Annotated in this window: 22 protein-coding genes and 1 riboswitch; of the genes, 5 read left to right on the top strand and 17 right to left on the bottom strand. The window is 33.2% G+C overall.

The window, feature by feature from the left end; all coding sequences use genetic code 11:
* Positions 1-155: 155 nt before the first annotated feature.
* From thrS to EP747_RS00235, 6 genes are all read right to left on the bottom strand, one after another.
* Positions 156-2,072 (bottom strand): threonine--tRNA ligase, encoded by a 1,917-nt coding sequence (gene thrS / locus EP747_RS00260; protein WP_129688003.1) that lies wholly within the window; start codon positions 2,070-2,072, stop codon positions 156-158.
* A gap of 406 nt (positions 2,073-2,478) precedes the next feature.
* On the bottom strand, positions 2,479-2,952 hold the full coding sequence (locus EP747_RS00255; protein WP_129688002.1) for an acyl-CoA thioesterase: 474 nt from the start codon (positions 2,950-2,952) through the stop codon (positions 2,479-2,481).
* Positions 2,953-3,178: 226 nt separating this feature from the next.
* Complete coding sequence (locus EP747_RS00250) at positions 3,179-3,886, bottom strand: hypothetical protein (protein WP_129688001.1); 708 nt, start codon at positions 3,884-3,886, stop codon at positions 3,179-3,181.
* A 151-nt stretch (positions 3,887-4,037) separates the two neighbouring features.
* Positions 4,038-4,799 (bottom strand): succinate dehydrogenase iron-sulfur subunit, encoded by a 762-nt coding sequence (gene sdhB / locus EP747_RS00245; protein ID WP_056473098.1) that lies wholly within the window; start codon positions 4,797-4,799, stop codon positions 4,038-4,040.
* Positions 4,800-4,806: 7 nt separating this feature from the next.
* Positions 4,807-6,576 carry a succinate dehydrogenase flavoprotein subunit gene (gene sdhA, locus EP747_RS00240; RefSeq protein WP_129688000.1) on the bottom strand — a complete coding sequence of 590 codons (1,770 nt, stop codon included), beginning with the start codon at positions 6,574-6,576 and terminating at the stop codon, positions 4,807-4,809.
* 9 nt (positions 6,577-6,585) lie between these two features.
* Complete coding sequence (locus EP747_RS00235; RefSeq protein ID WP_129687999.1) at positions 6,586-7,221, bottom strand: succinate dehydrogenase cytochrome b558 subunit; 636 nt, start codon at positions 7,219-7,221, stop codon at positions 6,586-6,588.
* Between the two features lie 300 nt (positions 7,222-7,521).
* Between EP747_RS00235 and EP747_RS00230 the strand changes: the two genes are divergently transcribed.
* Positions 7,522-7,968: a YslB family protein gene (locus EP747_RS00230; RefSeq protein WP_129687998.1), complete on the top strand. Its 447-nt coding sequence runs from the start codon at positions 7,522-7,524 to the stop codon at positions 7,966-7,968.
* Between the two features lie 202 nt (positions 7,969-8,170).
* On the opposite strand, the gene EP747_RS00225 is transcribed toward EP747_RS00230, so the two are convergent.
* The 3 genes from EP747_RS00225 to uvrC all read right to left on the bottom strand — a co-directional run bounded on the left by EP747_RS00225 (position 8,171) and on the right by uvrC (position 11,965).
* Complete coding sequence (locus EP747_RS00225; protein ID WP_129687997.1) at positions 8,171-8,365, bottom strand: hypothetical protein; 195 nt, start codon at positions 8,363-8,365, stop codon at positions 8,171-8,173.
* Positions 8,366-8,591: 226 nt separating this feature from the next.
* On the bottom strand, positions 8,592-9,833 hold the full coding sequence (locus EP747_RS00220; protein ID WP_129687996.1) for an aspartate kinase: 1,242 nt from the start codon (positions 9,831-9,833) through the stop codon (positions 8,592-8,594).
* 106 nt (positions 9,834-9,939) lie between these two features.
* Positions 9,940-10,115: riboswitch (Lysine riboswitch) on the bottom strand.
* 74 nt (positions 10,116-10,189) lie between these two features.
* A complete protein-coding gene (gene uvrC / locus EP747_RS00215) occupies positions 10,190-11,965 on the bottom strand; it encodes an excinuclease ABC subunit UvrC (RefSeq protein WP_129687995.1) in 1,776 nt (591 codons plus the stop codon).
* Positions 11,966-12,111: 146 nt separating this feature from the next.
* Here uvrC and EP747_RS00210 point away from each other — a divergent pair, with 146 nt between their 5' ends.
* On the top strand, positions 12,112-12,543 hold the full coding sequence (locus EP747_RS00210) for a PepSY domain-containing protein (protein ID WP_129687994.1): 432 nt from the start codon (positions 12,112-12,114) through the stop codon (positions 12,541-12,543).
* A gap of 109 nt (positions 12,544-12,652) precedes the next feature.
* Here EP747_RS00210 and EP747_RS00205 read toward each other — a convergent pair whose 3' ends face one another.
* From EP747_RS00205 to trxA, 3 genes are all read right to left on the bottom strand, one after another.
* Complete coding sequence (locus tag EP747_RS00205) at positions 12,653-14,263, bottom strand: MDR family MFS transporter (protein WP_268895572.1); 1,611 nt, start codon at positions 14,261-14,263, stop codon at positions 12,653-12,655.
* A 96-nt stretch (positions 14,264-14,359) separates the two neighbouring features.
* A complete protein-coding gene (locus EP747_RS00200; RefSeq protein ID WP_129687993.1) occupies positions 14,360-14,797 on the bottom strand; it encodes a MarR family winged helix-turn-helix transcriptional regulator in 438 nt (145 codons plus the stop codon).
* A 273-nt stretch (positions 14,798-15,070) separates the two neighbouring features.
* Positions 15,071-15,388, bottom strand: a complete 318-nt coding sequence (gene trxA, locus EP747_RS00195) for a thioredoxin (RefSeq protein ID WP_088068441.1) — start codon at positions 15,386-15,388, stop codon at positions 15,071-15,073.
* A 168-nt stretch (positions 15,389-15,556) separates the two neighbouring features.
* Here trxA and EP747_RS00190 point away from each other — a divergent pair, with 168 nt between their 5' ends.
* The 3 genes from EP747_RS00190 (at position 15,557) to EP747_RS00180 (ending at position 16,881) form a co-directional block, all read left to right on the top strand.
* Positions 15,557-16,027, top strand: coding sequence for a GNAT family N-acetyltransferase (locus EP747_RS00190; protein WP_129687992.1), 471 nt, complete (start codon positions 15,557-15,559; stop codon positions 16,025-16,027).
* A 205-nt stretch (positions 16,028-16,232) separates the two neighbouring features.
* Positions 16,233-16,391: an FbpB family small basic protein gene (locus EP747_RS00185; protein WP_129687991.1), complete on the top strand. Its 159-nt coding sequence runs from the start codon at positions 16,233-16,235 to the stop codon at positions 16,389-16,391.
* 250 nt (positions 16,392-16,641) lie between these two features.
* On the top strand, positions 16,642-16,881 hold the full coding sequence (locus EP747_RS00180; protein ID WP_098231706.1) for a hypothetical protein: 240 nt from the start codon (positions 16,642-16,644) through the stop codon (positions 16,879-16,881).
* 184 nt (positions 16,882-17,065) lie between these two features.
* On the opposite strand, the gene EP747_RS00175 is transcribed toward EP747_RS00180, so the two are convergent.
* The 5 genes from EP747_RS00175 to EP747_RS00155 form a co-directional block, all read right to left on the bottom strand.
* Positions 17,066-18,043 (bottom strand): electron transfer flavoprotein subunit alpha/FixB family protein, encoded by a 978-nt coding sequence (locus EP747_RS00175; RefSeq protein ID WP_129687990.1) that lies wholly within the window; start codon positions 18,041-18,043, stop codon positions 17,066-17,068.
* A gap of 66 nt (positions 18,044-18,109) precedes the next feature.
* Positions 18,110-18,883 (bottom strand): electron transfer flavoprotein subunit beta/FixA family protein, encoded by a 774-nt coding sequence (locus EP747_RS00170; protein ID WP_129687989.1) that lies wholly within the window; start codon positions 18,881-18,883, stop codon positions 18,110-18,112.
* A gap of 56 nt (positions 18,884-18,939) precedes the next feature.
* Entirely contained in the window at positions 18,940-19,710 is a 771-nt protein-coding gene (locus tag EP747_RS00165) for an enoyl-CoA hydratase (RefSeq protein ID WP_235832714.1), read from the bottom strand.
* Between the two features lie 37 nt (positions 19,711-19,747).
* A complete protein-coding gene (locus tag EP747_RS00160; RefSeq protein WP_129687988.1) occupies positions 19,748-20,335 on the bottom strand; it encodes a TetR/AcrR family transcriptional regulator in 588 nt (195 codons plus the stop codon).
* Positions 20,336-20,604: 269 nt separating this feature from the next.
* On the bottom strand, positions 20,605-22,311 hold the full coding sequence (locus EP747_RS00155) for an AMP-binding protein (protein ID WP_129687987.1): 1,707 nt from the start codon (positions 22,309-22,311) through the stop codon (positions 20,605-20,607).
* Positions 22,312-22,362 lie beyond the last annotated feature (51 nt).

Genomic DNA, 22,362 nt, shown 5'->3' with positions numbered 1-22,362 from the left:
CCTATATAAAAAAAATGTTTATGAAGTATGTTTTTGCAAATTTCGTCATATTTCCCAGAAAATATAGACAATCAATTCTACTGGAAAACAATCGTTTTTAATTATATCGGTCAAATAAAAAAATCCTCTATTATAAAAATAGAGGATTTTTAAAATTAAGATAGAACTTTTTCTAATTTTTGTTGTTTGATCATTTCTAAGAAGCTCTCGAATGGTTGAGTACCAATGTCACCCTCGCCACGTTTACGAATAGCTACAGTATTATTTTCAACCTCTTGATCACCAACTACTAACATATAAGGTAATTTTTGAAGTTGTGCTTCACGAATTTTATATCCAATTTTTTCGCCACGTAAATCAGCTTCAACACGGATTCCTGCAGCTTTTAATTGATCAGCAAGTTTTTGTGCGTATTCATTGTGAACACTTGAAATTGGTAATACTGCTACTTGAACTGGTGCTAACCATAATGGGAATGCTCCAGCAAAATGTTCAGTTAAGATTCCTAAGAAACGGTCAATTGAACCATAAATTGCACGGTGGATAACAACTGGACGTTCTTTTTGGTTATCTTCATTAACATAAGTTAAATCAAATTTCTCAGGCATTTGGAAATCTAATTGAATTGTAGCACATTGCCAGCTACGTTTTAATGCATCTTGAATATGGAAATCGATTTTCGGACCATAGAATGCACCATCGCCTGGGTTTAATTTAAAGTCTAAGTTCTCAGATTTTAGAACATTTTCTAACGCCTGCTCTGCTGAGTTCCATAACTCTTCTGAACCCATTGAATCTTCTGGACGAGTTGATAATTCTACTTTGTAAGTGAATCCGAATACGCCGTAAATTTCTTTAATTAAGTTAATTACTTCAATAATTTCGCCTTCAATTTGATCTGGACGACAGAAGATATGTGCATCATCTTGAGTAAAAGTACGAACACGCATCATACCATTCAAAGCACCAGAATATTCATGACGGTGAACTTGACCATTTTCACACATACGAACCGGTAGATCACGGTATGAATGTAATTTATTTTTATAAACTAACATATGACCTGGACAGTTCATCGGTTTTAATGCGAATTTTGTTTCATCAACCTCAGTAAAGTACATGTTTTCATGGTAGTGATGCCAGTGACCTGATTGCTCCCATAATCTTTGATTCATAATGAATGGTGTACGAACTTCTTTATAATCTTTTGAAGTTTGTAATCCGCGCTCATATTGTTCTAATTCATTACGGATAATAGTACCTTTTGGTAAGAAGAATGGCATACCAGGTGCTTCTTCAGAGAACATGAATAATTCAAGCTCTTTACCTAATTTACGGTGATCACGTTTTTTAGCTTCTTCTAATAAGTGTAAATGCTCTTCTAATTCTTTCTTACTTGGGAAAGCAGTACCATAAACTCGTTGAAGCATTTTATTATTCGCATCACCTCTCCAATATGCACCAGCAACTGATAATAATTTAATCGCTTTTACACGGCCAGTTGTAGGAACATGTGGTCCACGGCAAAGGTCTACGAATTCACCTTGAGTATACATTGAAATAACTGCATCTTCTGGTAAATCACGAATTAATTCTAGTTTAAACTCATCGTCTAATTCAGTGAAGAATTTAATTGCCTCTTCACGACTTACCTCTGAACGAGTAATCGGTAAGTTTTCTTTAATAATTTTCTCCATTTCTTTTTCAATTTTCGGTAGGTCTTCTACTTTAATTGAAACAGGAAGATCAATATCATAATAGAATCCGTCTGCAGTTACTGGTCCAACCCCAAATGCAGCTTTTTCGCCTTTATATAGACGTTTTACTGCTTGAGCTAAAATATGCGCTGAACTATGACGCATCATTTCTAAACCATCTTGATCATCTTGAGTAATTATTTGAACTTCACAATCTTCAGTAATAGGTGTATTTAAATCAACTAATTTTCCATTAATTTTTCCACCAAGCGCTTTTTTCTTTAAGCTAATGGAGATTGAACCCGCGAAATCTTCAACTGTTGTATTTTGTTCCACCTCGCGAATTGATCCATCTGGTAATTTAATTGAAATCATTTAAGTTCACTCCTTTTTCAAATTAATTTTGACAATAAAAAAAGAGCACACTCGTAGGGACGAATGTGCTCGTGGTTCCACCCTAATTTAATGTACACAAAAATAAGTATACAAAATCTCAACGTTTTAACGGTCTACACCGATAGTAGTTACTTGTAAAAAAATTACGTTCCCCACTATAGCTACAAGGTGGTAAGTCATTCAACGTATAGAGAATTCTCGCACCAAATGAATTCCTCTCTTACTATCGTCTTGAACGCTCGTGTCCTTGATCTTTGCTTTTCCTTATTCGTATAAAAGTATTATATAGAATGTCATTGAATTCTTCAAGTACTCATCTTAAGATAAATTTAATTGTTTATCATTCTATTCAATCTTTATTCAGTATGTGACAATATTACTTATTTTAAACACTAACTACTGTATTCTTTATTTCATTTAATAATTTTTCTTTCCATTCATTTTTCCATTGTTCACTTCGTCCTGTATGACGATTTATATTTACTAAAGAATTTCTTCCAGTAAAGCAAATTTCACTTTGAGGATTAATTCCCATATAGTGTAAATCAATCGATGAATTGCCTACTTTTGCAATTTTTACGTACACATCGATGATTTCATTAAAAAATACTTGTCGTAAGTAATCACATTGTAAATCAGCAACAACTGGAATAAATTCACTATGATTTGCCGTCCATTCTTGCATAAGCCCTAAATATTTTAAATACTCAATACGTGCTTCTTCAAAATAGACGAATGGAACAGTATTATTCATATGCCCAAACATGTCTGTTTCACTAAATCGAACTTTAATTGTAATCTTAAATGAAAACTCAGATTGCCACTCCTGTATATTAGATACATAATTCATTTTCCCCATCAAATTTGCCCCCTTACTATCTATATTATATCATTAATTTCTTTAAAAGAATGAATATTCATTCAGTTTTCAAGGGGGGCAGGATGAAGGAAATAAGGGACTTATAGATAGTAAAAGACGTCATTAAGAGTCTTGATTTATATCTTCTCTACTAGTCTTTTCTATCTACTGCTCTGCCTTTCTTTACCCTAACCCTATTAAGTCAAAAAAAAAAACAACCTAACAATCAATAATTTTGATGAATATAACTTCCATGTTTGAATGTGATTCTTTTAAAATGGTTATTTCGCATCCAAGCATCTACACGTTTTTCAAAAAGTTCTCCCCCATATATTGGATATCTTTCTGATATAGGATTTTTTTCATTATATATCTTATTTTTAAAATCATTTGTCCTAATTAAGTAACATTGATCTGAAAATCCATAACCAATATAAAAGTTTTCATCTTCATCTATTGATTCTTGTTTTGCCTCAAAAATATTTCCATTCCATACCGGATTTGCTACTTTGATTCTTTCATCATCTTGAAGTTTTAGTATTGATAAATCAATCCAATTAAAAGGCTTTTCTAAAATTGAATCACTTGAAAAATGAAGTAAATACTCTGTATTGCAAAGATAAATACTAACAAGCTCTGAGATTGAATAGTAATAACCACCTTTGAAGCTCTCCTTAGTAACCTCAAAATAATTAAGGGCTTCCTTTGAATAATCATCAACTATAACATATGAAGATAAAACATCCCTTGCGACAAGTTTGTCTGCATGACGACTGACTTCCCTTACATCTTGTACGTTATTAATATATAAAATTTTTTCTTTAAAATGAAATAGATTAAACTCAATCATTTTTTCTATCCGATCTGTCTTTAAAAGTATTTCCCAATCTTTTTCATAGCATTTCGTCTCAAATGTCACTTCAAACTGTTGCATTCAAGTCAACCTCCGTTCGAAAGCAGTGAGTGTGGTAAGACACCGCACCTGCCTTTACTATTGATATGATTTAAAAGTGGAGTTTATTAGAAGATATTTATTTAAAAATGCAAAAAAAAGCATGTCCCTTAGGAACATGCTCTTATGTTTATTAAATTTCGTCGCTTCCAAAGAAGTCTTTGAAAGATTGAATTGTAGTTGCACGGTTTAACGCTGCAATTGAAGTTGTTAAAGGAATACCTTTTGGACAAGATTGTACGCAGTTTTGTGAGTTACCACAGTTTGATAGTCCACCGTCTCCCATAATTGCATGTAGACGTTCTTCCTTATTCATTTCTCCAGTTGGATGAGCATTAAATAAACGTACTTGAGAAAGTGGTGCTGGCCCAATAAAGTTAGATTTACTATTAACGTTTGGACAAGCTTCTAAACATACACCACAAGTCATACATTTTGATAATTCATAAGCCCATTGACGTTTTCTTTCAGGCATTCTTGGTCCAGGACCTAAGTCATGTGTTCCATCAATTGGAATCCATGCTTTAACGCGTTTTAAAGAATCGAACATACGGCTACGATCAACTTGTAAGTCACGTACTACAGGGAATGTACTCATTGGCTCAAGACGAATTGGTTGTTCCAATTTATCAATAAGCGCAGAACATGATTGTCTTGGTTTTCCATTGATAACCATCGAACATGCTCCACAAACTTCTTCAAGACAGTTCATGTCCCAAGAAATTGCAGTCGTTTCTTTTCCATTTGAATTAACTGGATTTTTACGAATTTCCATTAACGCCGAGATTACGTTCATATTCGGACGATAAGGGACAGTAAATGTTTCTTCATATGGCGCAGTATTTGGTGAATCTTGACGTTTAACAATTACAGTAATTGTCTTTTCAGCAGTCATTGTTCCATTATGCATTTTCTTTGTCCTCCTTCTTCTTAGAATAATCTCGTTTTCTTGGTTCAATTAATGATGTATCAACATCTTCGTAATGGAATAATGGTGAATTTGATTTCTCATCAAATTTAGCCATTGTAGTTTTTAAGAATTCCTCATCATTACGGTCTGGGAATTCAGGTTTATAGTGAGCTCCACGGCTTTCATTACGGTTATATGCACCTAATGTGATAACACGTGATAAGTGAAGCATGTTTTCAAGTTGACGAGTAAATGAAGCGCCTTGGTTACTCCATTTAGCTGTATCATTAATATTAATGTTTTGATAGCGCTCATAAAGCTCTTGAATTTTTTCATCAGTTTTTAATAAGCGATCATTGAATCGAACTACAGTAACGTTGTCTGTCATCCACTCTCCAAGCTCTTTATGAAGAAGGTATGCATTTTCTTTACCGTCCATTTTATAAATACGATTCATTTTTTCTTTTTCTTCATTAGCATTTGATTCAAATACAGAAGTTGAAACATCATCTGAAGATTTAGCTAAACCATTTACGTATCTTACAGCATTTGGTCCAGCAACCATTCCACCATAAATAGCAGAAAGTAATGAGTTAGCTCCTAAACGGTTAGCTCCGTGCATTGAGTAATCACACTCACCAGCAGCAAATAAACCAGGAATTGTAGTCATTTGGTCATAGTCAACCCATAATCCACCCATTGAGTAGTGAACTGCTGGGAAAATCTTCATTGGAACTTTTTTCGGGTCATCACCTGTGAATTTTTCATAAATCTCGATGATTCCACCTAGTTTTACATCAAGTTCATGTGGATCTTTATGTGATAGATCTAAATAAACCATGTTTTCACCATTGATACCAAGCTTGTGGTCAACACATACAGAGAAAATCTCACGTGTAGCAATATCCCTTGGTACAAGGTTTCCATATGCAGGATATTTCTCTTCTAAGAAATACCATGGCTTACCATCTTTATACGTCCAAACTCGTCCACCTTCACCACGAGCACTTTCACTCATTAAACGGTTTTTATCATCTCCAGGAATTGCAGTTGGATGGATTTGAATAAATTCACCATTTGAATAAACTGCACCTTGACGATATACAGCTGCTGCAGCTGAACCAGTGTTGATAATTGAATTTGTAGTTTTACCAAAGATAATTCCAGGGCCACCAGATGCCATAATTACAGCATCAGCAGGGAAGCTTACGATTTCCATTGATGTTAAGTTCTGTCCAACGATACCACGACATACTCCTTCATCATCAACAACAACTCTTAAAAATTCCCAGCCTTCATACTTTTGAACAAGACCTTCAGATTCGTAACGACGAACTTGCTCATCTAATGCATATAATAATTGTTGTCCAGTCGTAGCACCAGCAAATGCTGTACGGTGATGTTGCGTTCCACCGAAACGACGGAAGTCTAAAAGTCCTTCAGGCGTACGGTTGAACATTACACCCATACGGTCCATCATGTGAATGATGCCAGGTGCTGCTTCTGCCATTGCCTTTACTGGTGGTTGGTTTGCTAAGAAATCTCCACCATAAATTGTATCATCAAAGTGCTCCCAAGGAGAGTCACCTTCACCTTTTGTATTAACCGCACCATTAATTCCACCTTGAGCACATACTGAATGTGATCGTTTTACAGGAACTAATGAAAATAAATCTACTTTTGTGCCAGCTTCAGCAGCTTTAATTGTTGCCATAAGACCAGCTAATCCGCCACCGACGATAATTATTTTCCCACTCATGATTCTCTCTCCTTACTTGTACGCTAGTTGTGGATCAATGAATGCAAAGATAGCAGTTAATCCAACGAATGATAATACAACGAAAACACCTAATGTTACATATGTTGAAATACGTTGTGATCTAGGTGTTACAGTAATTCCCCATGATACGAAGAATGACCATAATCCATTAGCAAAGTGGAAAATTGTTGAAATAACACCTACTATATAGAAAACTAACATAAATTTCGATTGGAAAATATCAGCCATCATATTATAATCAACCGTTGCTCCTAATTGAGCAGCAATACGTGTCTGCCATACGTGCCAAGTAATAAAAATTAAAGTAATTACTCCAGAAATACGTTGGAATAAATACAACCAGTTACGTAAGAATCCATAATTTTTAACATTGCTAGTACCTGTGAACGCAATGTATAGTCCATAAATTGCATGGTATAAAATTGGTAAGAAAATGACAAAAACTTCTAAAAAATAGCGGAATGGTAAATTCGCCATAAATTCAGCAGCTTTGTTGAACGATTGTGCTCCATTTGTCGCAAAATGATTGACAACTAAGTGCTGTGTTAAAAAGATTCCAACTGGAATAACTCCTAGCAATGAATGAAGTTTTCTTAAGAAAAACTCCCTTCCATTCTTGTTGCTCATGTAAACCCCTGCCCCCTTTAGTTTGTGCACATGAAAATTTAATCCTTCTATTATTCTAAAAAAATAGAATAAATAAGTAATACGCATAAAAAGTCGAAATTTTTATGACATTTATCTACAAACCATTTTACTCCTGATAATATAGGAGGTCAAGAAAACGCGTACATTTTTCTTTACTGAAAAAACTTCTCATTTAGATTGGTAATCCTTGTAATCTACAAGTGTCGAATTATTGTTTTTACTATTAAATATTGTATATAATAAAAACATGTTTTTTAGGAAAGGGAGAGTTATCCGACCATGACGAACGGCATTGAAAATTTAAATATTCCGGGAAATATTTCTGGTTTTGGCTATGAGCTAATACGTAACGATCTATTGAATGATTTATTAGGAAAAGAGCAAAATGATATTTTATATTGGGCGGGTAAAATGATTGCCAGAAAATATCCTTTAGCAACCTTTGAAGAAATTATAGAATTTTTTGATCAAGCTGGTTGGGGTACCCTTACTGTTGAAGAAGAAAAGAAGCAAGAAGTTCATTTAACACTATCTTCTGAATTAATTACATACAGAAATCAACAAAAAAAGAACGTATCTTACCAATTAGAAGCTGGATTTCTAGCGATGCAAATTCAACAGCAAATCGATGTTATAGCTGAAACGTATGAAGAGCAAAGCAAAAGAGGCGACAAAGTAAAGTTCCAAGTAAAATGGGATTTAAAGGATCCAATTACAAGAAAATAAAATGAAAAACACCACAAGGAATTTAGGTCCCTTGTGGTATTTTCATTTGAATGATTTTTTCTTGAAATATTGAAATATAAGTTCAAATACAGGTACAACAATTTTATTTACTGAGTATTTACAAAAAACTCATCAAGTTGAAATTTTTACTTTAATTTAAGAAAACGATCGGTTAAGGACATTATATTATTTTTTAACTTCCTTACCCCTTCTCTTTCCTTTCCTTACTTTGATCCTGCTTTCTAATTCCCTCAACATTCTTGTTTCTTTTAACTCCTTTAATAATGGAATTTAACAAGAATAAACAAATAGAAACAAAAAACAAAATGGCGAGTATTAATAGAACGAATTGTAGCACAATTTCTCCATATCCGTACGCAAGTAAACTATGCCTCATTATTAATACCTCCTTCTTTTATTTACCATTTAGCCGTTCGCCTTACTTATTTTAAATTTACAGAATCTTTATATAATTTATTCGCTTAACGAATAAAAAACCCTTTTAAGCTCCTTCTCTATACTATACGGCTCGGTATATCTGAACGTGATGAATATTGATAAAATCAATATTTCAAAGCCTATATATATAAGAATTTGTATGCCTAAAAGGGTTTATTTAATATTTAGTTTTCTACTACTACTTCTTCATTAATACGATCTAATTCATATCCTTTATGAAGAGCATGAACTGCTTCTTGTAATTTTGATTTTGGTACAACTGTTGATACTTTAATTTCAGAAGTGCTTACCATTTTTACAGGGATTTCACTTTCAGCTAAAAATTTAAACATTTTTGCAGCAACACCTGGATTTGAAACCATTCCACTGCCTACAATTGAAACTTTAGCAAGTTCACTTTCAAAATCAAATGAGCGGTAACCTAAAAATTCTTTCTTCGATTCTAGAACCGTTATTGTTTCCATCATATTTTCAGATTTAATCGAGAATGAAAGATTTACTAAGTTATCTGATGTTACGCTTTGGATAATAATATCAACATCAATACCTTCACTTGCTAGTAAAGTAAAGATTTTAGGTAATAAATCTACATGGTTATTTAAACCATTTAAAGTCATCCTTGTTACATTAGATTCGAATGCGATTCCTCTTACGACTGATTGTTGTTCCATTTGTGTTTCCTCCCCAATAAATGTACCGATTTCATCATGTTGACTTGAACGAACTTGAATAATTAAATTATAATTTTTTGCGAATTCTACTGCTCTTGGATGCAAAACTGCTGCCCCTAAAGCTGCAAGCTCTAGCATTTCATCATAAGAGACGTGGCTTAATTTAGATGCACTTGGTTCAACTCTTGGATCCGTAGTATAAACCCCTAATACGTCCGTATAAATATCACAACGTTCTGCATTTAAGCTCGCAGCTAATGCTACTGCTGTTGTATCTGAACCACCACGACCTAATGTCGTAATTTCATTGTTGTCACTTAAACCTTGGAACCCAGCAACAATTACGATATATCCTTCATCAAGTAATTGTTGAATTCGTTCTGTATGAATTGTTTCTATACGCGCATTTCCATGGACAGATTCAGTTTGAATTCCTGCTTGCCAACCAGTTAGTGAAATAGCTTTAAAACCTTTTGCTTGGATTGCCATTGCTAGTAAGGAAATCGAAACTTGTTCCCCCGTAGTAAGTAACATATCTAATTCACGTTTACTGTTTTGTGGACTAATTTGAGCTGCTAAACTAACTAGTTCGTCTGTATGATGTCCCATCGCAGATACTACTGTAACTACTTGGTTTCCTTCTTTATATGATTTGGTTACTGTTTCAGCAACATGCTGAATTCGTTCAATTGAGCCTACTGAAGTACCACCGAATTTCTGAACAATAATTCCCATTTTTCTCATCCTCACTTTTTACTTAAAAAAGAATACAAAAAAGCGCGTGAAGCAATGTTCACGCGCCTAATTTACAAATAAAATAAAATAGACAAATCATCAACATCTCTTCAATAGCTCCCCGCATAATTATTATGCGACAGTACTACATTTCTTAAATGCAGTCCCAACAAAATGAATTGTGGATTCATTTTATTTCGGCAAAACTTCCTTTCAACTGTCCATCACAACGCCACACGTCTATGACAGCATACTCTTAAGTTTTGCACCTCTATTACGAGAGAAAATCATTTAATTTTAACTAAAATATAAATTATTTTGAAAATAGTGTCAAGATAAAAATTTTGGTAACCTTGTCACTCTTTATGAAAATGCTGATAAATTTCTTCTGCCACATTTTTTGGCATTTTAGCTTCTATTAATTCATCGATTGATGCCTCTTTTATTTTTTTGACTGATCCAAAATGTTTAAGAAGTGATTTCTTTCTAATACCACCAACACCTGCTATGCCATCTAAAGCAGATTGAACCATTGATTTACTATGAAGCTGACGATAAAATTCAATCGCAAATCTGTGTACCTCGTCTTGAATTCTTTGTAATAAAAAGAATTCTTGGCTTTGTCTACCTAATTGAACAATTTGAGGTGGTTGTCCTATTAATAACTCTGAAGTGCGGTGCTTCTCATCTTTTACAAGTCCAGCTGTTGGGATGAATAAACCTAACTCATTTTGAAGTACATCTTCAACTGCAGCTAGATGTCCTTTCCCACCATCCACAATTATTAAGTTTGGTAAAGGTAAATTCTCTTTTAATGCTCTTGAATATCTTCTGCGTACTACCTCACGCATTGAATCATAGTCATCAGGTCCTACTACAGTTTTGATTTTATATTTGCGATAATCTTTTTTTGAAGGTTTTCCGTCTATAAAGACAACCATAGCTGAAACAGGATTTGTTCCTTGAATATTCGAATTATCAAATGCTTCAATTCGATACGGAGTTTCAATATTTAAAATATCCCCTAGTTTTTCTATTGCTTTAACTGTTCTTTCTTCATCTCGCTCGATTAATTTAAATTTCTCACCGAGTCCAATTTTGGCATTTTTATTTGCTAATACAACTAGTTCCTTTTTTTGACCCCTTTTTGGTTGGAATACAGGAATTTTTAGTAAACCTTTTAAAATTTCAGTATCAACTTTATCTGGTACAAAAATTTCTTTTGGTTTTATATTATGTGGTTTTTCATAAAATTGCCCAATAAATGATAGGAACTCTTCCTCTGGTTCATCGTAAATTGGAAAATATGATACATCTCGCTCAATTAATTTTCCCCTTCGAACAAAGAATACTTGAACGCACATCCATCCCTTGTCAACCGCATAGCCAAATACATCACGATCAACTAAATCGCTACTCATCATTTTCTGCTTTTCCATAGTCGCTTCAATTGATACAATTTGGTCTCGATACTCTTTCGCGCGCTCGAAATCTAATTGTTCAGATGCAGCAAGCATTTTTGCCTCTAACTCTTTTCGTATTTGGTCTTCCCCACCGTTTAGAAAACGGGCAATTTCATTAACTATTTCCTGATTTTGATGATCAGTTACTACTTTTACACAAGGCGCAAGACACTGACCAATATGATAATATAAACAAACTTTATCTGGTAATGATGAACATTTTCGTAATGGATATAAACGATCTAATAATTTTTTTGTTTCATTAGCGGCAGTAGCATTAGGGAATGGTCCAAAATATTTTCCTTTATCTTTTTTTACATTTCGCGTAATCAATAAGCGAGGATGTTTTTCAGCAGTTATTTTAATAAAGGGGTATGATTTATCATCCTTCAACATGATGTTATATTTCGGATCATATTTCTTAATTAAATTCATCTCAAGAATTAAAGCTTCCATATTTGAAGAAGTAACAATATATTCAAAATCAGTTATCTCTTGAACTAATCGATATGTCTTACCATCATGGGATCCCGTGAAATAAGATCTAACCCTATTTTTTAACACTTTAGCTTTTCCTACGTAAATGATCGTCCCTTGAATATCTTTCATCAAATAGCAACCAGGCTGATCTGGTAGAAGCGCTAATTTTTCTTTTAAGTGATTGTCCATTTCCTCTCACCTCTTTCGTGCAATTGTACACTTAATATTATAATCTCCACATTTAAAAACTGAAAATACTTTAATGATATTAAGTAAAAATTAAGCTTTCTATTGTAATTTTAATTTCATCAAAAGAAAAAAGGAGAAATGTCAAAATGAAAAAAGTAAGAGTAGTTCATTTTTGGATTGGTGTTATTGTTTCTGTTTTCCTACTAATCGAATCTGCAACAGGAATTATCCTGTATTTCAATAAAGGTGGCGAAGAAAAAGAAAGATTTTCTATGCAAAGTCAGTTTCCATCGGGTGGACAGTTTAATGGAAACCAACAATCTCAAAATAGCGATCAAAACACTGGCCTACAAAATGGACAAAGTGGAGATAATACTCAAACGCCATTTCAAAATTTTGGAAAAAGACCTGAACAGTCTGCATTTTCAGTGAAAAGCTTACATACCGGCATAATTGGTCTAATTAGTGGTATTGGTCTTTTTATACTTACCGGGACAGGATTAGCCTTATCTTGGATCTTGTGGAGTAATAAACGTAAAATGAAAAAAAGAAAAGAAAAAGTATCCATGGCAATTTAATATGAATTTATCCCCCTTTACTTTAAAGGGGATTTATTTTGTCCTCATTCTAATAAAAAACCATCTAGATAAAATCTAGATGGCTCACTTTTATTTTAAGCTCGAGAAATTATGAAGTCGCAGTTTCTACTTCCACTTGTTCTTTCTCTTTCCCTTCATTGTCCCCAGCTTTTCTATTTGTTAATTTAATTGGTTTTAAGAATAGTGTTACAACAGCACCTACAAGAATGAATCCTAATCCAACAAAGAATACTTGGTGTAATGAATCCATTAATGATGTTTTAATGATCGGTAACATACCCTCTAAAATTGGCTTAGGAATTAACTTCTTAGCATCTTCATTAAATAACATTGTAAATACAGATTGAGGAGTTGTATTAATCATGTCTTTAAATTTGTCAACTAATGGTGCAGCTTGTGCTGGTAATTTATTCAAGAAAGGTACTAAATCATGATTTAGAAGTGATCCTGATTTACTATTCATTACAGCACCTAAAACAGTTGCGCCAAATGTACCACCGATTGAACGGAAGAATTGGCTAGAAGATGTAACAATCCCTAATTCTTTTTTATCAAATACTTCTTGAAGAGCTAATGTAATTGTAGGCATTACTAAACCAATACCTAGACCCATAACTCCCATAAAAATTGTTGCAATAGTTTTACTTGAATCCATATCTAAAGTCGTTAAGAAAAATAAGCCTAATGCGATTACGAACATACCTGTAATAATTTGTGGTTTAATACCTACTTTGAATACAAGCTGACCACCGATAATACTTGCAATAATCATTGTAATCATCATTGGAGTCATGATTGTACCAGATTCTGTTGCACTTACACCAACAATACCTTGCATGAAGAATGGTACAAACATAATTGCGCCAAACATTGCAATTGTCATAAAGAATCCAATTAAATTTAACGTAACGAAAGTTCTATTTTTGAATAAATGCATTGGTAGAATCGGCTCTTTAGCTTTATTTTCCACAATCACGAAGCCAACAATTCCCACTACTGCTAATACAAATAGTCCAATGATTTGCCAAGAATTCCAATCATATTCAACCCCACCTAAACTTAAAGCAAGGAGTAAGCTAACAACACCAACAATCATAGTAACCATACCGGCGATATCGAAATTGATAGGTCCAGTATTTTTTCGTCCTTTTAAACCTAATGCAATAAATATAGTTGCGATAATACCTACAGGAAGGTTAATATAGAATACCCATTTCCAGTTTAAAGAGTCTACAATCCATCCACCAATTTGTGGCCCGATTACTGAAGCTAAACCGTAAATACCACCAAAAACCCCTTGGAATTTCGCACGTTCTTTACCAGTAAACATATCCCCAATAACAATCATCGCCATTGGCATCATTACACCGCCACCAATACCTTGGATACCACGGTAGATAATTAATTCTGTCATATTATGTGCAATACCACATAAAGCAGATGCTGCCATAAATATAACTAAACCAGCGATGTATACACTTCTACGACCTAAAAGGTCAGCTAATTTACCTGCGATTGGAACAACAGTAGTTGAAGTTAATAAGTATGCTGTTGTAAGCCAAGTCATCATACTTAAACCGCCAAGGTCCCCAACAATTTTAGGCATTGCAGTACCAACTATCGTGCCATCTAATGCCGAGAAAAACATTGCTATAATCAGTCCGATTAGCAATAGTTTACGATTACCTTCTTTTTGAATTACTGTATTTGTAGTCAAAATATATTTTCTCCCTTCTCTCCCATATCTTTTTTCTTTTTATAATTACTGATACAAAAAAGTATTTTGTAAAAATTTCTATAAATCAGCTGCTGCATTTGCAAGCTTGTCGGCAATATTTGCAAATTGTAAAAGCTCTTCGTCAGAAAGAGTAAACAGGAAGCCTTCAAAAATTTCTTTACGGTCTTTTATCACTGCATTTAATTTTTTTATACCTTCCTCTGTTAACAGTATATTTACAACCCGACGGTCTTTTTTATCATGTTCTCTATAAACAAAGTTATTATGTTCAAGACGATCAATCATAAATGATACAGCACTTGGTTTTACACCCATCATTTCTGCAATTTCAGATATTTTACAGCTTTCATTTTTTTTCAAGTACATTAAAACAAAAAATTGAGTAGCTGTTACACCATGACTATTCATACTTTCTGTCACTCTTGGTTGCATTTTATGAATAGCACTATGAAGTGAAGTCTGAATCCGTTCAATGTACTCATTTTTGTTTCCCAAAACTTAACCTCCTTTAAAAATTAATACAAGTAAATATTTAATGCATGTTAAATATTAATGCTTATTAAATATAAAACGTGACAGAAAAATAGTCAATCATATTTACATTAGAAATTTTTAACATTAATCTAATAGATAAATCTACTATTTATAATGAAAACCATTACATTGGCTTCAGGAGTTGGTTTCATAAATCCTGAGGCCAGTTGAGCTAAAAAATACAAAAAAAAAGAAATGCACTCATATTATGAGTGCATTTCTTACAAATTATTATTAACCAATGTGTGGAGTAATTAATTCTTCTAAAGCTTCTTTTGGTTTGAAACCTAAAGTTTTTTCTACTACTTCACCGTCTTTAAGAACGAATAATGATGGAATGCTCATAACTTCAAATTTAGCAGCTGTTTCTTGATTTTCATCAACATCAACTTTAACAATTTTAACTTTATCTCCATATTCAGAAGCTAATTCTTCTAATACAGGAGCAATCATTTTACAAGGACCACACCAAGTTGCCCAAAAATCAACTAATACTACACCTTCTTTTGTTTCCTCTGCAAACGTTGCGTTTGTTGCATTAACAATTGCCATTTATATTTCCTCCTATCGCCTCACTACATAAGTAAAATATGTAGATTGACATAATTTGTTATAATTTTAAAGAAAGTATACCATATGAGAATTAGCATTTTCTATTTATTTGCTCAAACTTACTATTTCCAAACAAATAGTTGATATACCAATGAAAGGACTAAAAAAGTGATAACATTTGAAAGAATTACAACAGACTTAATTGAAGTAATTGAAGAAATTACAAATTCGAATCAAAATTACAATTTAATGGAGAATGGTCGTTTAACACGAACAAAGGAAGAACTAATGAAGGAATATTTTGTTTCTTCACACCAAACGGAAACTTATTTTATTAAACTAGATGATACATATATAGGATTAATTGATTTTTTAGCTTTAAATCCTAAAGATGGTTTTCCATGGCTAGGTCTTTTAATGATTCATCATGATTACCATGGATATGGGTTTGGAACAAACGCATTTATTTTATTTGAAGAGCTACTTATTAAAAGAAATATCCACGGTTTACGATTAGGTGTGCTAATTAATAACCAACAAGCAAAATCTTTTTGGAAATCTCAAGGATTTAAATATATTGAAAATAAAACGAATGCAGATGGTATTGAAGTAGAGGTTTATGAAAAGATTTATTCATAATATTTTCAGCTTTAACTGTTTTATTAGTAAATATCTGCTACTTGGGACATCAAGTTTATCGTTCTAGTCCATGAGTAATGATTCAATTCACTACTTTTGTCACAAATTCGTAATATCTTGCTCAATTAATGTCAGATTTTTATGTTAATATATTATTGAATATAATAAAAATATTCAAAAATTTAACACGATAGGAGTGGCATTTATGAGAAAACCTTTACGTAAATCGTTTAATCAATTAGTTCATGAGAATAAACAATCTTTATTACGAAACAAAGAAGAGATCGAAAAAATTGAAAGAAAAATTGAAAAGCGCCACGAATTATTATCTGAAAAAAACAAACTAAATAAAGCTATATCTTAAATTTTAAGTAATCCTATAGAGGGATTACTTTTTTTGTGTTGTTATAAAAATATTTGATCCTTTCCCTTGAACCTACCTATTAGTTAATGTTCAACGTCCCCATACAAGCAAACACCAGGTGTAAAAACCAGCTTCCTTCTTTCTTATATATATGGTGCAATGTTCTTCTGAACCAACTAAAATAGGCGAACTCTTACAATAATATAGACGTACTATATAGTACATTGGTCTAGAAATTGGAGGTAAAAGTATGCATCATCCATTTTGGAATTCACATCCACATCATCCACAATATCCTATGAGAAACGGTGTTCAAGGTCATGTACAAACTGATCATCAATCAATCATGCAAATGTTCATGAATCTTGAAAATCAAATTACAAACCTTGTAAAAGCAATCGAAGCAAATAATGAATTACTTAGACAACTTGAACAAAAACAAAATCAAGTTGTAACAAGTGGCGGTGGATCAGTCATTGTTAGGATGTAATGACAATGGCTTGTAAACGAATAGAAGAACTATAAAGGAGGTGTCACAAAAGTTAAAGTACTTTTGAGCCCCTCTTTTTTATATAAATTATTTTTTCAGGTCATTTGGTTGACGAACACTTGAAAAAACACAATAAACCCACAAGATACTAATGCTCTTGTGGGATATCATTTAAGCTTCTATATTAAGAGTTAACTAATACAGCTTTAAATTCTTCTGTTAATAAAGGTAATACTTCGAATAAGTCACCAACGATGCCATAATCAGCTACTTTGAAGATATTAGCTTCTGGATCTTTGTTAATTGCAACGATTACTTTAGAGTTTGACATACCAGCTAAATGTTGAATAGCTCCTGAAATACCACATGCAATATATAAATCAGGCGTTACAACTTTACCAGTTTGACCAATTTGTAAAGAGTAGTCACAATAGTTAGCGTCACATGCACCACGAGATGCACCTACAGCAGCACCTAATACTGAAGCTAATTCTTTTAATGGATTAAAGCCTTCTTCACTCTTAACTCCACGGCCACCAGCAACGATCACTTTCGCTTCTGAAAGGTCTACACCTTCACTCGCTTTACGCACAACATCTTTGACGATTGAACGTAAGTCTTTAATTTCAACTGAAACAGTTGCCACATCACCAGTGCGAGTAGCATCTTTTTCTAATGCTGCAATGTTATTTGGACGGATTGTCGCAAAAATAAATGGATCTACCATAACTTTTTTCTCGAATGCTTTACCTGAGTAAATCGGACGAGTGAAAACAATATTTCCACCAGCTACTTCGATTGCAGTAACATCTGAAATTAGACCACTTTGCAGACGAGCAGCAAGTTTTGGAGATAAATCCTTACCTAAAGCTGTATGACCGAATACTAGACCTTCTGGTTTTTCTTGGTCAATAACTGCTAAAAGTGCTTGAGAATATCCATCAGAAGTATATGATGCTAATTTTTCATCTTCAACAACGATTGCACGGTCTGCACCGTATTGAATCATTTCAGTAGCTAATGCACTAACTGATTTACCTACTAATACAGCAACTACTTCTCCGCCCTCAGCAACTGTTTTAGCCGTACTTACTGCCTCAAATGAAACATTTCGTAGTGATCCTTCACGAACTTCGCCTAATACTAATACTTTACGTGACATGTTATTTCCCTCCAAAATTTTCTATTACAATATTAATCTATTATTCTGTTCTAATATTCAATAAAATTAGATTACTTTTGCTTCAGAACGTAGTAACGAAACTAATTCTTTTACTTGATCTTTTAATTCACCAGATAAAACTTTGCCCGCTTCTTTCTTAGCAGGTAGGTAAATTTCAATTGTTTTCGTTTTTGCTTGAACTTCATCTTCTTCTAAATCTAGATCATCTAATTCTAATTCATCTAGAGGCTTTTTCTTAGCTTTCATAATACCAGGTAAAGATGGATATCTTGGTTCATTTAAGCCTTGTTGAGCAGTGATTAATAATGGTAAAGATGTTTCGATGATTTCTGTGTCACCCTCTACATCACGTTCGATTGTAGCTGTTGTACCATTAATGTCAATTTTAGTAATTGTTGTCACATAAGGAATATTTAATAATTCAGCAACGCGTGGACCTACTTGACCAGTACCTCCATCAATTGCAACATTACCTGCTAAAATAATTGAAGGATCTTTATCTTCTAAGTATTTAGCAATAAGTTTAGAAGTTGTATATTGGTCAGCATTTGAAACGTCATCTTCAACGTTAATTAATACAGCTTTATCAGCACCCATAGCTAGTGCTGTACGAAGTTCTTTTTCACTATCTTCGTTACCAATTGTAATCACAGTTACTTCGCCACCATGAGCGTCGCGAATTTGAATCGCTTCTTCAACTGCATACTCATCGTATGGATTTATAATAAATTCAGCGCCATCCTCTTGGATTGCACCATTTGAAATTGTAATTTTCTCTTCAGTGTCAAATGTTCTTTTTAATAGTACATAAATGTTCATTGTTATACCCTCCCAGGAAATTTAACTACATCTATTTTTTTAAAATATTAAACTACTTATTTATTAAACACTGGTTTTCTTTTTTCTAAAAATGCCGAAATACCCTCTTTTGCATTTTCAGTTGTAAAAATTTCTCCAAATAATTTAGACTCTTCTTCCACAGCTTCATGATATGAAGAAGTTCTAGTAGAAGATAGTAGTTGTAGAATATATTGTATTGATTGCATACTTTTATTAGCAATTTTAGCTGCTAATGCATTTGCTTCATCTAATAAAGTTTCTTCTGGCACTACAATTGTAGCTAATCCAATTTTCCCAGCTTCAACACCAGAGATTGGTTCAGAAGTAGCAAGCATAACTAACGCTTTATCTTTACCTACATAACGTGGTAATCGTTGTGTCCCAGCAAAACCTGGAATAATTCCTAAGTTTAATTCAGGTAAACCAAGTTTTGCGTTTTCTGCAACAACTCGAATATGACAGCTCATTGCAAATTCTAGTCCGCCACCTAATGCAGCTCCATGGATTGCTGCGATTATCGGCTTAGAATAATTTTCAACACGATCAAATACTAGTTGACCTCTTCTTGCAACAGTTGCTGCATCTTCAGCATTTTTGAAAGAAGTAAATTCCTTAATATCTGCACCTGCAGAGAAAAATCTACCTTCTCCATGGACAACTAAAACGCTTACATCATCGTTATTTTCTAATTCATCTAAACGCTTAACTAAATCAGCAAATACAACCGAAGACATTGCATTTGCTGGTGGATTTTGAATTGTTAATAATGCAATACCATCGGATATTTTACATTGAATTAAACTCACAACTATTCCTCCCTATTTTTCAAAATGTACTAGAACGTCAATTTTGGTACCCGCATCCTCTTATTAATAGTTGGTGAACTTTATCGGCTTTTGACTCTAAATCTTGATTTTGTCCTGTCATTACCCAATGGGTCATCACTTCATCAATTGTGCCGAAGATCATTTGTCTAGCTGTACGAATATCCAATTGTTTGTCGAACAAACCACTATTGATCCCTTCATTTAAAATTGAATCAATGATATGTAGATACTCTTTTAGTACCTCATTTATTCTTAATCTAAGGTCAATATTTGTTTGTCTTACTTCTAATTGCATAACGATTGCTAAATGCGAATCTTTAGACATTTCATAAAAGTGAGTTTTCACCAACATTAATAATTTCGATATCGGGTCCGGTTTACCTTCAATTTTTTCACGAATTTTTTCAGTAAAATTTCCCATCTTCTCTTCAAACAGTGAAATTAAGATGGATTCTTTATTTTTAAAATACAAATAGATTGTTCCGTCAGCTACACCAGCCTGTTTTGCAATTTTAGAAACCTGCGCTTGATGGTAACCATTTTCAGCAATTACAACAACTGCAGCATCAATTATTTGTTTATATTTTGGTTTATCTCTTTTCATTTTTATTTACCCCTTCTTACAGTGAATGAATAATCATTCATATTCTCATAATACAAATTTATCAGAAAATTGTCAATTGTCCTGTAATATTTTTTTATGTATAAAGTTTCTTTTACAAAAGCTTTTAATATTCTTTTTAATTTTTGTACTTTCATTAACTATTATCAGGTTTTTTTACTAATCAATCTTTAAATTTATTTTAACATAATAACTTAATATCAATTCGTAAAATAAAGGGGGATGCTTATGTCATCATCCCCCTTATATTATTATATTAAATTTTCATCAGAATCCTCAGGTTTCGTATTCTTTTGTTTTTCTTCTTCAAGTAATGTTCTTCTTAATATTTTACCGATCATTGTCTTTGGTAACTCATTCCTAAATTCATACAATCTCGGAACTTTATAAGCTGCTAAATATTTCCGACAAAAATCATCTAGTTCAGCCTCAGATACCGATTTTCCTTCTTTTAATACAATGTAAGCTTTAACTGTTTCTCCACGATAAGCATCAGGAATACCAACAATAACTGCTTCTTTAATAGCCTCGTGTTCATATAATACTTCCTCAATATCTCTAGGGTAAACGTTAAACCCTCCTGCGTTGATCATATCTTTCTTACGGTCAACGATATAAAAGAAACCTTCTTCATCCATATAGCCTAAATCACCTGTAAATAACCAGCCATCTTTTAACGTGGTTGCGGTTTCCTCTGGTCGATTCCAATACCCCTTCATTACTTGTGGTCCTGAAACGATTAATTCACCAATTTCACGATAAGGTAACTCTTCGCCAGTTTCTAGTGATACTATTTTAGCATCTGTACTTGGCCAAGGAACACCAATGCTGCCCGTTACTCGCTTATCCCATAAGAAATTACTATGTGTAACTGGAGAAGCTTCTGATAAACCATAGCCCTCTACTAATTTTCCACCAGTCACCTTTTCAAATTGATCTTGAACTTCAACAGGTAAAGCTGCGGAACCACTTAAGCAAGCATGAATACATGAGATATCGTTATTCTTTAAATCAGGATGATTTAATAATGCAATATACATTGTTGGTGCACCTGGAAACAATGTAGGTCGATATTTATTTATCGCCTTAAGCATTTGAGTTGCATCAAATCTCGGAACGATAATCATTTCATACGCACACATGATTGATAAATTCATACATGTCGTCATTCCATATACATGAAAAAATGGTAAGACAGTCAAAATCTTTTCTTGGCCCTTCTTACTTTTATATAACCATTTTTCTGCCATTAACGTATTTGATGCTAAATTTTTATGTGTAAGCATTACACCTTTAGGAAATCCGGTAGTTCCTCCAGTATACTGAAGTATTGCTACATCTTCTACACTGCTACTTGAGAGATCCTGTTCCATCGGCGCAGATATTTGCATAATAAAACTAAATTGATGAATCGAATGATCATTAGGAATCTCAGGTGCCTTAGGCTGTTTTGAATAAGGATATAACAGCCTTTTAAAAAATGGTAAATAGTCCTTAATCGCAGTAACAAAAATATGTTGAAGATTAGTAGTTTTTTTTACTTCGTAAACTCTATTAATTAATAAATCTAAACAAATAATAGCTGTTGCACCACTATCATTCATTTGATATTCAAGCTCACGTTCAGTATATAGCGGGTTTGTTTGGACGATAATTGCTTCTGCAAAAAGAATCCCATAATAAGCAATCACTGCTTGAGGGCAATTAGGAAGCATAATTGCCACTCGATCGCCTTTTTTAATTCCTAAATTCCTTAAAAAATTGGCAAATCTTAAAGACTGAATATAAATTTCATTAAAGGTCATCGATTTTCCAAGAAAATTAAGCGCTTTCTTAGCTGGATATTTTGAAGCTGTTTGCTTTAAATATGTTGGTAATAAATCAAAATGTTCGTCTAATGTAGCTGGTATTTGCTCTGGATACTGACTCACCCAAGGCTTTACTCTTGGTTCCTCCATACCATTCACCACCAGTATTTTAAAAGTATGTTCATACTAAAATTAGTATAT

The organism is Gottfriedia acidiceleris, assembly GCF_004138285.1.
GTDB classification, from domain to species: Bacteria; Bacillota; Bacilli; order Bacillales; family Bacillaceae_G; genus Gottfriedia; species Gottfriedia acidiceleris_A.
This window is presented reverse-complemented; position numbering and strand designations above follow the sequence as displayed.

Bases quoted from the DNA above. Each gene is read 5' to 3' on its own strand.
- thrS (WP_129688003.1), bottom strand. From the start codon at position 2,072: ATGATTTCAATTAAATTACCAGATGGATCAATTCGCGAGGTGGAACAA.
- EP747_RS00250 (WP_129688001.1), bottom strand. From the start codon at position 3,886: ATGCAACAGTTTGAAGTGACATTTGAGACGAAATGCTATGAAAAAGAT.
- EP747_RS00160 (WP_129687988.1), bottom strand. From the start codon at position 20,335: ATGAAAAGAGATAAACCAAAATATAAACAAATAATTGATGCTGCAGTT.
- EP747_RS00170 (WP_129687989.1), bottom strand. From the start codon at position 18,883: ATGAACATTTATGTACTATTAAAAAGAACATTTGACACTGAAGAGAAA.
- EP747_RS00185 (WP_129687991.1), top strand. From the start codon at position 16,233: ATGAGAAAACCTTTACGTAAATCGTTTAATCAATTAGTTCATGAGAAT.
- EP747_RS00225 (WP_129687997.1), bottom strand. From the start codon at position 8,365: ATGAGGCATAGTTTACTTGCGTACGGATATGGAGAAATTGTGCTACAA.
- EP747_RS00255 (WP_129688002.1), bottom strand. From the start codon at position 2,952: ATGGGGAAAATGAATTATGTATCTAATATACAGGAGTGGCAATCTGAG.
- EP747_RS00155 (WP_129687987.1), bottom strand. From the start codon at position 22,311: ATGGAGGAACCAAGAGTAAAGCCTTGGGTGAGTCAGTATCCAGAGCAA.
- EP747_RS00220 (WP_129687996.1), bottom strand. From the start codon at position 9,833: ATGGGAATTATTGTTCAGAAATTCGGTGGTACTTCAGTAGGCTCAATT.
- sdhB (WP_056473098.1), bottom strand. From the start codon at position 4,799: ATGACTGCTGAAAAGACAATTACTGTAATTGTTAAACGTCAAGATTCA.
- EP747_RS00235 (WP_129687999.1), bottom strand. From the start codon at position 7,221: ATGAGCAACAAGAATGGAAGGGAGTTTTTCTTAAGAAAACTTCATTCA.
- uvrC (WP_129687995.1), bottom strand. From the start codon at position 11,965: ATGGACAATCACTTAAAAGAAAAATTAGCGCTTCTACCAGATCAGCCT.
- EP747_RS00180 (WP_098231706.1), top strand. From the start codon at position 16,642: ATGCATCATCCATTTTGGAATTCACATCCACATCATCCACAATATCCT.
- trxA (WP_088068441.1), bottom strand. From the start codon at position 15,388: ATGGCAATTGTTAATGCAACAAACGCAACGTTTGCAGAGGAAACAAAA.
- EP747_RS00230 (WP_129687998.1), top strand. From the start codon at position 7,522: ATGACGAACGGCATTGAAAATTTAAATATTCCGGGAAATATTTCTGGT.
- EP747_RS00175 (WP_129687990.1), bottom strand. From the start codon at position 18,043: ATGTCACGTAAAGTATTAGTATTAGGCGAAGTTCGTGAAGGATCACTA.
- EP747_RS00210 (WP_129687994.1), top strand. From the start codon at position 12,112: ATGAAAAAAGTAAGAGTAGTTCATTTTTGGATTGGTGTTATTGTTTCT.